Genomic DNA, 12,678 nt, shown 5'->3' on the forward strand with positions numbered 1-12,678 from the left:
ATGCTATGCAACATCTGTTACTGATTAACGGCGAGCTGGTCAAGGGTGAAGGTGAAAAGCAGCCCGTCTATAACCCTGCCACCGGCGAGGTGCTGCTGGAAATTGCAGAAGCGTCTCCCGCGCAGGTGGATGCGGCCGTCCTCGCCGCCGACCGTGCGTTTAGCGAATGGGGACAGACGACCCCGAAAGTACGCAGCGAGCTGCTGCTAAAACTGGCGGATGTCATTGAGCAGAATGCACAGGAGTTTGCTGAACTGGAATCGCGCAACTGTGGTAAACCGCTACACTGCGCGCTCAATGATGAGATCCCGGCGATTGTTGATGTGTTTCGCTTTTTCGCCGGTGCCGCACGCTGCCTGAACGGTCTGGCGGCAGGGGAATATCTGGAGGGGCATACCTCAATGATTCGCCGCGATCCGGTGGGTGTTGTCGCCTCTATCGCGCCGTGGAACTATCCGCTGATGATGGCGGCGTGGAAACTGGCGCCCGCACTGGCGGCCGGTAACTGTGTGGTGCTCAAACCGTCAGAAATCACACCACTTACCGCGCTGAAGCTGGCGCAATATGCCAGGGATATCTTCCCGCCGGGTGTGCTCAACGTGCTGTTCGGCAGAGGCAAAACGGTCGGCGATCCGCTGACCGGTCACAAGAAGGTGCGTATGGTCTCGTTGACCGGATCCATCGCTACCGGTGAACACATTATCAGTCACACCGCGCCGTCGATTAAGCGCACGCATATGGAACTGGGCGGTAAAGCGCCGGTGATTGTGTTTGACGATGCCGATGTGGATGCCGTGGTGGAAGGCGTGCGTACGTTTGGCTTCTACAATGCCGGTCAGGACTGTACCGCCGCTTGTCGCATTTATGCGCAGAAGGGCGTTTACGATGTGCTGGTTGAGAAACTGGGGGCGGCCGTAGCCAGCCTGAAGATCGGTGCGCCGGAGGAGGAAACGACCGAGCTGGGGCCGCTAAGTTCGCTGGCGCATCTGGAGCGCGTTACCAAAGCCGTTGAGGATGCCAAAGCGCTGGGACATATCAGCGTAGTCACCGGTGGGAAAAAAGTGGAGGGGCCGGGTTATTACTTTGCCCCGACGCTGCTGGCAGGGGCTAAACAGGAGGATGCAATTGTCCAGCGTGAAGTATTTGGCCCGGTGGTCAGCGTGACCGTCTTCGAGAAGGAGGAGCAGGTGCTGGAATGGGCTAATGATTCGCAATATGGCCTCGCCTCGTCGGTCTGGACGCGCGACGTCGGGCGCGCTCACCGGGTCAGTGCGCGTCTACAGTACGGTTGTACGTGGGTTAACACCCATTTCATGCTGGTGAGCGAAATGCCGCACGGCGGACAGAAACTGTCGGGCTATGGCAAAGATATGTCACTTTATGGGCTGGAGGACTACACCGTGATCCGCCACGTCATGGTGAAGCACTGACCGCTCATGTCGGGTAATAAGCGCTGAGCCCCGCCACGTGCGGGGCTTTTTGTTTCATTTACCGCAGACGAAGAGAGTATGCTATTGTGAATTTTTAATCAAAAAAAATGAATTTAAATGGAGTGAACATGATTGTCAGAACCTGGCATGGCTGCGTCCCCGTGCAGCATGGCGATGGATTTGCAACGCATTTAGAACTGACCGGCGTGAAACATTCTCAAAGCATTGACGGAAATGCTGGAGCATTTGTCAGACGGGAGCGGCAGGGGGAATGGGATCACTTCTTTCTTGCCACGTACTGGCACTCTCTGTCGGCGATAAAAGCCTTTGCTGGCGAGGATTATCACGTCGCGGTGACTTATCCCGATGACGAACAGTTTGAACTACTTTCCGATCCCTATGTGTTTCAGTTTGAGGTCAATGAGAAAGTGCCGCTCTGAAGTTATCCCGAATGAGTAAACATTAAGGATCATTTACGCTATAACGGGGAAGTGGGAAGATCGGCAGTCGAAGGCAGAGAGAGACTCTCTCTGCCTGTCTGCGCCGCAAGCACTCAAAATTTACATAAACCAGCCAAATCTCAATGAGATAAGCGCAAAAAGACCCACAGCAGCAAAGAGATTGATCAACACTACGGTTCTACTGGAAACATTCATTTTTGCCACCCTTTGTTAGTGCCCCTTTGTGTATAGTTCGTCATCTCGCGATCCGCAATAGTACAAAATGTGGACTTAACGTAAGCGGTCATAAAAATCGGTAACGTGTTTGACTAAAAGTGATAAAACTTGATGTGTGTCAAAAAATGGAGCATATTGCGCGCGTTTTATTCTTCTGGCCGGATGCGCTTAAATGTCTTTGTACCAAAAAATGTTGATGTTCTACGCGGTGATGGCCGCGATTGCTTTTCTGATCACCTGGTTTCTCTCGCATGATAAAAAACGCATCCGCTTTCTGAGCGCCTTTCTGGTCGGAGCCACCTGGCCGATGAGCTTTCCGGTCGCACTGTTGTTTTCGCTGTTTTGAACTGACTCAGCCGGGATCCTTCCCGGCTGGATCCTCAGTCCGTTGACAGCAGCGCGCTTAGCGCCTTTCTGTCGGCTTCCGTCAAAGCCTGCGGATGCTGATAACCCTTGTTCTCCGTTGCTCGCGTATACAACGCAACCAGCCAGTCATAGACATAGCGGCTGGCGGCGTGCACTGGTTTTTCTTCCAGTTGTGTTAGTCGCGCCATGGGCTGGCGTTTAACCGCGCTGAAAATTGCCGCTCCTTTGGCGATCCGACTGGCGGGACGCTCTGCCTCATCCACGTCGGCATAGCCCAGCCAGGCAATAAAGTTAGCGATGCATGCGTGTAACTGGGCACCGCAAACTTCTTCACGCTGCAATAGCTGTTGCAGTTGCTGCGGCAGTTGCAGACGGTAGCTGGCGACTGCCAGAATGTCGACGACCTGACGCAGCGCGGCGGGCGTCAATCCCAGACGCGGCGCCTGACTGTCATCGCGGCTCCACTGGCGAATATGGTTGAGCCACATGCGATGCGCCTGAAAACCCGTCTCTTTGTTCTCTGCCTGCTGCGGGGCGTCACGGACGTCCGCGAAAAGGTCAATGGCCTCATTGAATAATCCACTGACCTGTTCTTCACGCGGCTGCTGGACGCGGAGCAGGGTTTCAAACTGTTGTACCGCCGGCAAGAGACCGTCGAGCAGATCGCCGTGATGCGCTGCATGCTGCTGTAACTGGCGAACCACCGCTTCTGCGCTGAGCGCTTCGGCGGGTTGCGCCAGCATCAGTTCACGAACACGCTGTTGATGCTGTTCGCACAGCGCCTGCAGGCGTGCCTGACGTTGTGGGGCTGAAGTGGCGTGCGACAACCACTCGATCAAGCGCAGCAGACTGTGTTTGTCCAGCGCCTGCAGAGTACCCCAGTGCTGGCCCGGTTTTCCCATCAGATGCTGGACCGCTTCGTCCAGATTTTGCTGCGTCGTAAAGCGCGTATCCTGTGGCGTAATGGCCCACACCACGCCGGGCAACGCGGTCTCACGCGTTGGCTGCGTATCGTGCACCCAGTTGAGCAACGTTCTGGCCGTAGACGGCGTTTGTGTACGGGTGGCGGTGGCGTTGCAGACGACCAGTACGTCGGGTTGAAGCTGCTGCCGATAATGCTCCAGCAACCAGCCGAGTTTGGCCTTCCAGAGCGGCTGCGGATGAGTGAGCGGCGCAAGCGGAATATCCAGCAGATCGACGTTATCGAGTACGCCATCTTCCACACGCAGCACCAGCTCACGGGTCAGCAGAGCCAGCGATTCCTGGGCCAGGCTGACGGCGTTAAGTAATTTCTCATCCACAACCGGATGGACAACCACATCGCTTTGCGCCTCCTGCGAGGCCAGAAACGCCTGGGCGATAAAACTCTCAGACGGTAAGCCAAACTGATCGACCAACAGACTCAGCGGCGCGGCGACTTCGCGGGCATGACCAGTCTGCTGGAGGACCTGCGCCAGTTTCAGCCATTGTTGCGTCAGTTCCGGCTGTTCACCCCACAGCAGCGACCAGGCGCTGGCACGGGTTGAGAGATCGACCGTTGGCAGCAGCAGGGCAAACTGATGCCAAAGCGCGTCATCAATCTGCTGTTGTGAGGCGGGGACACAGCGCTGCCAGAAGCGGGCAATGGTTGCCACTTCCTGCGCCGTTACGCCCTGAACCGGATGCAACTGACGCAGCGACTGCCATTTCTCGATACGCGATTCGATTATCGCTTTTTCCACCTGGCGGTACGCTGGCTGAGTGCAGGCCTGGGCGATGAAGATCTGCACCAGTTCCGCTTCCGTGACCAGCCGCAAGCGCAGCGGCCATTCGTCATCCGGCAGGTTCTTTGACCGCGTAAAGCGCAGCGCCATGTTGGTTGGCGCGTGTCCGGGATTGAGATGGCTGAAATAGTCAAAGCTGCGGTCCGGGGTGATAACACTGACTTTTCCATTGCCGCTGCTACACAGCGCGGCGAGGAGATACGCTTTTGCCGCCTGCGAGTAGCCGTAAAGTCCAATGCAGGCGCGATCGTGATGGGCAGCGTTGAGTGCGGCCTCATTGGCGGCAGCGCCATTGAGTTGCGCCAGCAGCGCATCCGCGTCGTCGTCCAGCATGATGGCGTGTTGACGGGTACGGTTAACCCACGCGATCGCAGCCTGAGTGGTATTCAACATCTTGCTCATTTCAGGTATACGCTCCCGCTGTCAATCCAGTAATGACTTCCGCTGTGTCGGCGGTCAGCCAGGGTATTCAGTTTTAAGGTCAGGGCATTTGCTGCCACCGGCGTGCCGTCCTGTAACCACGCATCGCTCAGCACAAACGACTCGGGGCCGGTCTCTTTGTTGCCGCCACGCAGTTGCAGACGCACGTTTAACACGCCGTCACCGGCAATATTCTTCGCCAGATCGGCGGAGTTAATGCTCAGCGTATACAGCGGCGTTGCGGGCCAGCGGCTGTTCGCCAGTTGGCGGAAACCGAGCGTGACGTTACCGCGCAGCGGGAAATGCACGCGGGTGTCGAGCTTCGCGCCGGGTTTATCAAGATCGATATCCTGATACCAGACGTTTTCCTCACGCAACGTGTTCACCGTATTGTCGAGTACGCCGAGGTAACGTACGGTGGAGTAGGCGCCAATATCAGCGGCTTTAAAGTTAAAGCGCGGCAGGCGCAGATCCAGCGCCAGGCTGCACAGCATCGCGCCGACGGCGGCGGTGGATTTCGGATTGCCAATGCGCCCCTGCTGGCTGAACGGATACCATTCATGGACGCGATAGTTGTCCATCCACACCATGCGGTTGACCGGAACCGGCTGCAGATGGCGGATCAACGCCTGAACCGCCGGAATACAGGTCGGTCTGCCGGTGACCAGCAGAACATCGCAGCAATAATGCGAAATGGCTTCACAGACCGCATGCAGTGGGGAGGTCAACGTAAACTGACCTGCCAGCATCGCCTCCTGTAACTGGCTGAACTGCACCTGTAGCGGGACGCTAAACAGATCAAACGTCGGCGAACCCGACGGCAGCGCGTGATCAATCGCCTGCTGAATATAATTGAGTACATTGCGGGTCGGACGATGGTTCAGCAGATCGCCAAAGGTGGCGTGCAGTCCGGCCAGCGGATCGTTAATGTCGCTCTGTTCCCAGGCTGACAGTACCGCGTGACCCAGGGGCATAAAGAGTTGTAACGCAGTCTGTTGCCGCAACACCGCCTGGGTATCGATGCGGCCGGAATCACCAAACAGCGTGGCGAGCAGGGCGGCGGCATCGGTGACGCCCGCCTGCTGTAGTCGGGTTTGCAGGGCCGGTAGAATACATTTTTGGATCACATCCAGCAGCATGTCGTCCCCCGCGACCTTAAAGCCTTCGCGGAACAGCAGATGCGGTGTGATTTTCACATTGGCACCGACGCCATCGTCCAGTTGATAGTGGACAATCGCCATGTCGGTGGTACCGCCGCCAATATCAATCGAGGCCACGCGCAGCGCCCGGCCTTTGGTCTCGCCGGGTTCGGGTAAGCGATCCGGGCGGGCAAGGGTGTTGAAGAACGCTTCGCTGCGTCCGGCATAATGGGAAATGGCTTCGTTATACAGCCAGACCAGTTGGCCACAGCTGGCTTCGTCCCATTCCATCTGAATTTCAGGCACCGGAACTACGCTTTTTTCCTGCTGCTTGCGGGTGCTGAAGTCTTCGTCCTGTGGGTGCCAGCCCATCGCTTTCCAGACAAGGGCTATCGCTTCGAACATACGCAGACGGAAGATCTCTCGTTCCTGTTTTGGCATCGCCGAAGGAAGTGTAAGGATCAACGAGCGCAACTGACGCGGCGACGCCGGGAAACCCAGACGCAGTCGGGTCGCAACGCTGTTAATTTGTCCCAGTGCCTGAGCGAGGATCTCGCACAGCATATGGGTCATCAGCGTACTGCGGCTATACTGTGGCGAAAACACCGGCAGACGATCATCCTGTGGCAGCGAATAGAGCGGCTGTCCGTCGTCGTTCATCAGGTTCATCAGTGGAAAGGCGGTGGCAAGCGGTTCGCGCTGGGTTTTGCTGTTCATCTGGCTGAAGCGCCAGTCGTGCAGCACCGGCGTTTCATCCCACAGATAGCGACGCGGGCTGGAAATGCCGCTGTTGCCGTCCGTGCCCGTGCGCTGCATCGCCAGCTTACGCGCTTCGTCCCCGACCCGCACAATCGACGGCCAGATGAACGCATCTTCACGGCCGCTTTCGACTGAGAAATGCTGTTTGCCAAAACGAGCTTCTGAAAATTCAAGACGACTGGTGAACAGTGGGTCGTTGAGAAACTGTGGTTCGCTCAGCGATCGGACCTGCAGCTCCGCCGTCTGGCGCAGTCCGTCATTGGCGTCGCCATGATCTTCAATCAATACGCCGCAGGTATGGGTGTTACCGACATCCAGAATCAAATCAACCGGGATCGCCGGGGTACTGAGAGTGTGGGTCACCAGTTTGACTTCCGGTACGGCGAGTTGTTCCCCCAGTAGCGCCAGCAGATTCAGCCAGTGCGCCTGATACTCAAAGTTGCGCAGCGCCAGGCTGATAGCCTGTTCAGTGCGGTTTTCCTGCTGGCTGACGTGGTTGAGAAACACCTCGCGCAGCCAGCCGTCAATCCAGGTCTGATCGAGAAAATCCGCGATCTCATCGTCACGCCAGGCCAGGGCAAAACGGGTGCCGTTCAGCAGATCGTTTTCGCCGGGCGCAAGCGCGGTGGGCGCATTTTCGCTTAACTGGCTATCGAGTGCGAGTGTGACGCGATGGGTATTGCCCGCGCTGTCCGGTTCAGCAAGTTTGCGTACCTGAACGCGCGCCCAGTTGTCAGGCCCTTCAACGAAGGTGCGCGGCGGATTAAAGCGCAGGAACGGCAGCGGCAGCCAGATGCCGTCGAGGACATTCAGGGAATAATGCAACGTTTGCGTACTTTCCGGTTTCACGACTTCCGGCTGCGAGCCTGACCGCGCGGGCAGGGTATAGCGATCGTTTGCCAGATCGTAATCCAGACGCAGCAGGGGGCCATTGGCCGTTTTACGCACAAAACGACCATGATGCGCAGATTCCTGCGGTGTCAGCCCAAAGTCGAGAAACTGAACGCCGCTGTTTGCGATGAGCGTGACGCTCTGTTTGTAATCACACAGATTCACCAGCATAAAATCAGGCACCTATCTTCTTGAACGTCAACGGGATCGCGGCTTTCGCATCAAAACGGGCGGTACAAACGGCGACATCATTGGTCCCGGCTTTACAGGTGATTTCCGGCATCGGATAACGCGAACCGTCGGTGCAGCGCGCATTGCCGCGACTCTTAATCATTAATTCCCCGCTCTGATGTAGCCCCGAGAAGAGATCCGCGCGGCAAACGATGTTATCGCCATGAACCACACGCGCCGTGCCTTTATTGTTCTGGATCTGGTAGCGCAGAGACGGCGCTTTACCGGTGACGGGATCTTTCACATCCACCATGACGCGCCAGTTACCGTTGAGAAAACGCGTGGTGCCGGCCTTCATCTGATTCGCATCCATCACCAGCGCGTCTTTCGGGATCGCGGCAATCACCACCGGCTCATCGATCGGTTTGTCTTTTTTCACTGGTGTAATGACCTCTGCCTGATGCAGCGGCAGCGCGACGGCGAGCGTGGGCAGAGGCGCCATTTCCGGCTGCGGCGTATTGACCACGTCCGTCGCAATGGCGGGGGATTGCACTTTCCACAGCAGCGGGGCGGCAACCGCGGCAACGATCACTGCGGCGATGGGCAAACTCCAGAGCGGCAGGCGACGCGACGGTTTGACCGGGACTGGCGTCACTTTTTCTTCTGTCACTACAGGAACCGGCTGCGGCGGGATCACTGGCTCCGGCTCGCTGACCGGGACGATTGGCGTGGAGAGTAGCGGTTCGTCCGCCTGGGAAAATGTCACCTCAGGAACCGCCTCATCGACAGGTTCTGGTTCAATATGAATGTCTGGTTCAGGTTCTTCAGGGGTGCGCAGGCATTCCAGCACATCCTCGCGGATGTTCGCATTGAGATTGATAAAGCCCCAGAAGGTGATGACCGGTTTGCCGTCCACCAGAAAAACATGATTCTCACCAGGAAACTGGACTGCCTTTTCCAGCAGCGAACCAAACAGTTGCAGCGACGTTTTCCCGGATTGCAGACTTTTGCGGCTCAGCGATGCGGCGCTTTCCAGCGTTGCGCAGAGGTAGCGCAGGGCACGAAGGCGCGCCTCTTCATCGGCGGCTTTCCACGCGACGGATGAGCCTTCAACGGGGGAATACCAGTCAACCCGATCGCCGCTGTCGTTGATTTGTGGAATGGCGAGACAATCCACCATTGCCTGCTGCTTACGCAGGCGGAGCGTTTCGCGAATTTGTAGTGCTGAATCAAAGACGGCCTGGCCGCCGCCGCCGACGGCCTGATAATCATCCAGATTGCCGCTGCGCAAGAGTGTTTTTGCCACGATAAGGTCCCTAAGACTTTTTCACGCATCTACTTTACGGATTCGTGGCTCAGGCAAACGGTGGAAGAGAAGCAAAAAGGCGTGAATTTTCCCGGCATAGATGCGTTGACGTTTTCGAAAAGCCTTAACGTAAATTCTGTGGTGAAAGATCCAACAAAAAGGCGCGGATTCGCATAACCTGAGACGGATTTGTTATTTTTCAGTTTTCTTAATCTATGCTCCTATAACCCTCTCAATAATAACGATGAAGGTTCATATCATGTCCACAGGGAAAACGCTGCTCGCACTGGCGCTCAGTGCGGTGCTACCAACCGGAGCCGCGCTTGCGGCAAATAACGACACGATTGTTTATTGCTCGGAAGCCTCGCCAGAATCCTTTAACCCACAAATTGCCAGCTCAGGCCCGTCGTTTGTCGCCAGTTCACAGGTACTGTACAACCGGCTGATCAACTTCGACCCGGTAAAAAATACGCCGGTGCCGTCACTGGCGACAGACTGGACCATTTCAGAGGATGGCAAAACCTATACCTTTACGCTGCGTCAGGGTGTGAAGTTCAACAGTAACAAGTTCTTCAAACCGACTCGCGACTTTAACGCCGATGACGTCATTTTCTCGGTATTACGCCAGAAAGAGGCCACCCATCCGTACCACAATGTGTCGCAGGGCAGCTACGAGTATTTCAACGACGTCGGCTTCGATAAGTTGATTAAAGAGGTGAAAAAGGTCGATGACTATCACGTGCAGTTTGTGCTGAGTGAGCCGAACGCCGCGTTTCTTGCCGACTGGGGAATGGATTTTGCCTCGATTCTCTCGGCGGAATACGCCGACGCTATGCTGAAAAAAGGGACGCCGGAAAATGTCGACAACTGGCCGATTGGCACCGGTCCGTACGTGTTGCAACAGTACAAGCAGGATTCGCAGATTCGCTATCTGGCGAACCCGAATTACTGGGACGGCGAGGTGCCGACAAAACATCTGATCTTCTCCATCACGCCAAACGTTCAGACGCGGATGGCGAAACTGCAAACCAACGAATGTCAGATTATCCCGGCGCCATCACCGGTGCAGTTTGACGAAATCAAGAAAAACAGCGATCTGACGCTTCATGCCGTTGAGGCGCTCAACGTCGGTTATCTGGCCTTTAACACCGAGAAAAAGCCGTTTGATAATGTACAGGTGCGTCAGGCACTAAACTACGCCACCGATAAACAGGCCATTGTGAAAGCTGTCTTCCTCGGCTCGGCGAAAGTGGCAAAATCACCGATCCCGCCAAACATGATGGGTTTTAACCCGGAACTGAAGGATTACGCGTACGACCCAGAGAAAGCGAAAGCGCTGCTGAAACAGGCCGGTCAGGAAAAAGGGTTTGAAGTGACGCTGTGGTCCATGCCGGTGCAGCGTCCGTATAACCCTAACTCGCGACGCATTGCCGAGATGATTCAAAGCGACTGGGCAAAAGTCGGCGTCAAGGCGAAGATCGTCTCTTATGAGTGGGGTGAATACCTTTCCGGTATGCGTAAAGGTGAGCACGACAGCGCCCTGTTTGGCTGGATGTCGGATAACGGCGACCCGGACAACTTTGCCGATGTGCTGCTGGGTTGCAACAGCATCAAAACCGGATCGAATGCCGCACGCTGGTGCGATAAGGAGTATGATTCACTGGTCCAGAAAGCGAAGCTGGTCAGTAAGCCGCAAGAGCGTGTGAAACTCTACCAGCAGGCGCAGGAGATCTATTATCAGCAGGCGCCATGGATTGCGCTGGCAAACGGCAAAACGTTCTACGCTACGCGCAGTAACGTGACCGGCTACAGCGTTAGCCTGATGGGCAGTGATTTTTCAAAAGCAAAACTGAATTAAGGAGTTTTTATGTCGCACCTGGATGAGGTCAGCGCCCGTGTCGATGCCGCCATTGAGGAGGGCGTCATTACCCATATGAACGAACTGCTGGTTGCCCTGAGCGATGACGCGCAGTTAAGCCGTGACGATCGCTACACGCAGCAGCAGCGCTTAAGAACCGCGATTGCGCATCACGGTCGTCAGCATAAGGAAGATATGGAAGCGCGTCGCGAACAGCTCACGAAAGGCGGCACGATCCTTTAATTTTGGTGCCGGATGACGCTGCGCTTATTTGGCATAGGGTGTAGGCCTGATAAGCGTAGCGTTATCAGGCGTTCAAAACTGGCGTCTGGCGACCAGCCAGGCGCCGATCACCAGCATCACAGCGCCGCAGACCGGGCCGATCAAGGCTCTGAGCGAGACGCCGTGACTGCGTAAAATATCCAGCACCAGACCGCCAATCAACTGGCTGGCGACCAGTACCGCGATGGTTGTCGCAGCACCCACATACTGATAGCCGCTGATGCTGGCGAAGACGAAAAACGAGCCCAGCAAACCCGGAATCAGCGTCCACCAGCGCACGCTTTCGACCAGCTCACCAAATCCGGCCATTCCCTGTTTGAACCACAGAATGCTGACAAACAGCACAATCCCGACCAGCGAATTCAGCAGCATGGCAATCAGAATGGTTGACGACGTCTGTGTAATCCGCACCATCAGGGTGTTTTGTACCACCAGACCGATACCGGCGGCGATCAGAAAGGCGAGAGTGAGCGACTGGTTCATCCGCGCGCGTCCGGTTCGCTGCGATCGTCAAGCTGTAACTGCATAAAGGTCAGGTCCAGCCAGCGACCAAATTTGGTTCCTACCTGCGGCATCTGCGCGGTGGTGTTAAAACCAAGCGTTTCGTGCAGATACAATGAAGCGTGGTTCTGCGATTCAATACCGGCGACCATCACATGTTTTCCACACCGGCGAGCTTCCTCGATTAACCGGCTCAGTAACTGGCGTCCCAGACCTTTTCCCTGGTGATCCGGATGGACATAAACCGAATGTTCGACGGTATGGCGGAAGCCATCAAAATTGCGCCAGTCACCAAACGAAGCGTAGCCCGTGACAACATCACCCTCTACGCTTACCAATACCGGATAACCCAGCGCCTGTCGTGCTTCATACCACGCGATGCGGTTATCGGCGTCGACCGTCTGGTCGTTCCAGATGGCTGCCGTGTGCAGCACCGCATGGTTATAGATCTCTGCGATGGCGGCGCAGTCCTCTTTGCTGGCGAATCGAATTGACATGTTGAACCTCAGGGGGTGTTCACTATAGTATTACGATATGAATACTATTGAAGACAGCATAAATCAACGGATCAGTGCAAGAATTCGTATTGAACGAGAATCCCGCAGCTGGTCGCTTACCGATCTGGCTGAGCGGGCGGGCGTGTCACGCGCGATGATCCACAAAATTGAACGCGGTGAGAGCAGTCCGACGGCGACGCTGCTTGGCAGACTCTCCGGGGCGTTCGGTATCAGTATGTCCACGCTGATTGCCCGTGCTGAAATGCAGGAGGGCAAACTGTCGCGTTTCGCCGATCAACCTGTCTGGCATGACCCGCAGAGTCACTATCTGCGCCGCCATGTATCACCGCGCAGCGATTTGCCGATCGATCTGGTGCAAATTGAATTACCGGCGGGCAGCGATATCCCGATGCCCGCGTCATCCTACGTTCAGGCCCGTCAATTGATCTGGCTGCAACAGGGCGAGCTGGTATTTGTGGAAGGCGACACGCGCCACGAGATGAAGGCGGGAGACTGCCTTGAACTGGGGCCGCCGAATGACTGTCGTTTTATCAATGAGACGACGCAACCCTGCGTTTACCTCGTTGTGCGCTTAAACCTGGCCGGGAGTTAATGACC

The 12,678-nt window shown here is 56.1% G+C and carries 12 protein-coding genes; 6 read left to right on the top strand and 6 right to left on the bottom strand.

Annotated features, from left to right (window positions below; genetic code table 11):
• The first annotated feature begins 5 nt into the window (after nt 1-5).
• Both patD and KE671_RS14870 read left to right on the top strand, forming a co-directional pair.
• A complete protein-coding gene (patD, locus tag KE671_RS14865) occupies nt 6-1,430 on the top strand; it encodes an aminobutyraldehyde dehydrogenase (protein WP_206163562.1) in 1,425 nt (474 codons plus the stop codon).
• 128 nt (nt 1,431-1,558) lie between these two features.
• On the top strand, nt 1,559-1,870 hold the full coding sequence (locus tag KE671_RS14870; RefSeq protein WP_206163563.1) for a hypothetical protein: 312 nt from the start codon (nt 1,559-1,561) through the stop codon (nt 1,868-1,870).
• Nucleotides 1,871-1,990: 120 nt separating this feature from the next.
• Here KE671_RS14870 and yncL read toward each other — a convergent pair whose 3' ends face one another.
• The gene (gene yncL, locus KE671_RS14875) at nt 1,991-2,086 is read right to left on the bottom strand and encodes a stress response membrane protein YncL (RefSeq protein WP_071887673.1); all 96 of its coding nucleotides are present in this window, start codon (nt 2,084-2,086) and stop codon (nt 1,991-1,993) included.
• A 193-nt stretch (nt 2,087-2,279) separates the two neighbouring features.
• Between yncL and ortT the strand changes: the two genes are divergently transcribed.
• The gene (ortT, locus tag KE671_RS14880; RefSeq protein ID WP_042318948.1) at nt 2,280-2,453 is read left to right on the top strand and encodes an orphan toxin OrtT; all 174 of its coding nucleotides are present in this window, start codon (nt 2,280-2,282) and stop codon (nt 2,451-2,453) included.
• Between the two features lie 34 nt (nt 2,454-2,487).
• Here ortT and KE671_RS14885 read toward each other — a convergent pair whose 3' ends face one another.
• From KE671_RS14885 to KE671_RS14895, 3 genes are read right to left on the bottom strand one after another with little or no spacing between them, the layout of a single operon-like run.
• A complete protein-coding gene (locus tag KE671_RS14885) occupies nt 2,488-4,638 on the bottom strand; it encodes a virulence factor SrfC family protein (RefSeq protein WP_206163564.1) in 2,151 nt (716 codons plus the stop codon).
• Nucleotides 4,635-7,616: a virulence factor SrfB gene (locus tag KE671_RS14890; RefSeq protein ID WP_206163711.1), complete on the bottom strand. Its 2,982-nt coding sequence runs from the start codon at nt 7,614-7,616 to the stop codon at nt 4,635-4,637. The genes KE671_RS14885 and KE671_RS14890 overlap by 4 nt, the downstream gene beginning before the upstream one ends.
• A gap of 4 nt (nt 7,617-7,620) precedes the next feature.
• On the bottom strand, nt 7,621-8,922 hold the full coding sequence (locus KE671_RS14895; protein WP_206163565.1) for an SrfA family protein: 1,302 nt from the start codon (nt 8,920-8,922) through the stop codon (nt 7,621-7,623).
• A 259-nt stretch (nt 8,923-9,181) separates the two neighbouring features.
• Here KE671_RS14895 and KE671_RS14900 point away from each other — a divergent pair, with 259 nt between their 5' ends.
• On the top strand, nt 9,182-10,780 hold the full coding sequence (locus KE671_RS14900) for an ABC transporter substrate-binding protein (RefSeq protein ID WP_206163566.1): 1,599 nt from the start codon (nt 9,182-9,184) through the stop codon (nt 10,778-10,780).
• Between the two features lie 9 nt (nt 10,781-10,789).
• Nucleotides 10,790-11,023: a YdcY family protein gene (locus tag KE671_RS14905; RefSeq protein ID WP_206163567.1), complete on the top strand. Its 234-nt coding sequence runs from the start codon at nt 10,790-10,792 to the stop codon at nt 11,021-11,023.
• A gap of 72 nt (nt 11,024-11,095) precedes the next feature.
• Here the strand turns inward: KE671_RS14905 and KE671_RS14910 are convergent, their stop codons facing one another.
• Together KE671_RS14910 and KE671_RS14915 are read right to left on the bottom strand one after the other, a co-directional pair.
• Nucleotides 11,096-11,545, bottom strand: coding sequence for a DMT family transporter (locus tag KE671_RS14910; protein ID WP_206163568.1), 450 nt, complete (start codon nt 11,543-11,545; stop codon nt 11,096-11,098).
• Nucleotides 11,542-12,060 (bottom strand): GNAT family N-acetyltransferase, encoded by a 519-nt coding sequence (locus KE671_RS14915; protein WP_206163569.1) that lies wholly within the window; start codon nt 12,058-12,060, stop codon nt 11,542-11,544. Before KE671_RS14915 ends, KE671_RS14910 begins: the two co-directional genes overlap by 4 nt.
• 37 nt (nt 12,061-12,097) lie before the next feature.
• Here KE671_RS14915 and KE671_RS14920 point away from each other — a divergent pair, with 37 nt between their 5' ends.
• Nucleotides 12,098-12,673 (top strand): helix-turn-helix domain-containing protein, encoded by a 576-nt coding sequence (locus KE671_RS14920; RefSeq protein ID WP_206163570.1) that lies wholly within the window; start codon nt 12,098-12,100, stop codon nt 12,671-12,673.
• The last annotated feature ends 5 nt before the right edge of the window (nt 12,674-12,678 follow it).

Origin of the sequence: Citrobacter amalonaticus, from assembly GCF_018252635.1 — a bacterium.
GTDB lineage: Bacteria > Pseudomonadota > Gammaproteobacteria > Enterobacterales > Enterobacteriaceae > Citrobacter_A > Citrobacter_A amalonaticus_E.

Coding starts and splice junctions, on each gene's coding strand:
- patD (WP_206163562.1), top strand. CDS start 6: ATGCAACATCTGTTACTGATTAACGGCGAGCTGGTCAAGGGTGAAGGT.
- KE671_RS14870 (WP_206163563.1), top strand. CDS start 1,559: ATGATTGTCAGAACCTGGCATGGCTGCGTCCCCGTGCAGCATGGCGAT.
- yncL (WP_071887673.1), bottom strand. CDS start 2,086: ATGAATGTTTCCAGTAGAACCGTAGTGTTGATCAATCTCTTTGCTGCT.
- ortT (WP_042318948.1), top strand. CDS start 2,280: ATGTCTTTGTACCAAAAAATGTTGATGTTCTACGCGGTGATGGCCGCG.
- KE671_RS14885 (WP_206163564.1), bottom strand. CDS start 4,638: ATGAGCAAGATGTTGAATACCACTCAGGCTGCGATCGCGTGGGTTAAC.
- KE671_RS14890 (WP_206163711.1), bottom strand. CDS start 7,616: ATGCTGGTGAATCTGTGTGATTACAAACAGAGCGTCACGCTCATCGCA.
- KE671_RS14900 (WP_206163566.1), top strand. CDS start 9,182: ATGTCCACAGGGAAAACGCTGCTCGCACTGGCGCTCAGTGCGGTGCTA.
- KE671_RS14905 (WP_206163567.1), top strand. CDS start 10,790: ATGTCGCACCTGGATGAGGTCAGCGCCCGTGTCGATGCCGCCATTGAG.
- KE671_RS14910 (WP_206163568.1), bottom strand. CDS start 11,545: ATGAACCAGTCGCTCACTCTCGCCTTTCTGATCGCCGCCGGTATCGGT.
- KE671_RS14915 (WP_206163569.1), bottom strand. CDS start 12,060: ATGTCAATTCGATTCGCCAGCAAAGAGGACTGCGCCGCCATCGCAGAG.
- KE671_RS14920 (WP_206163570.1), top strand. CDS start 12,098: ATGAATACTATTGAAGACAGCATAAATCAACGGATCAGTGCAAGAATT.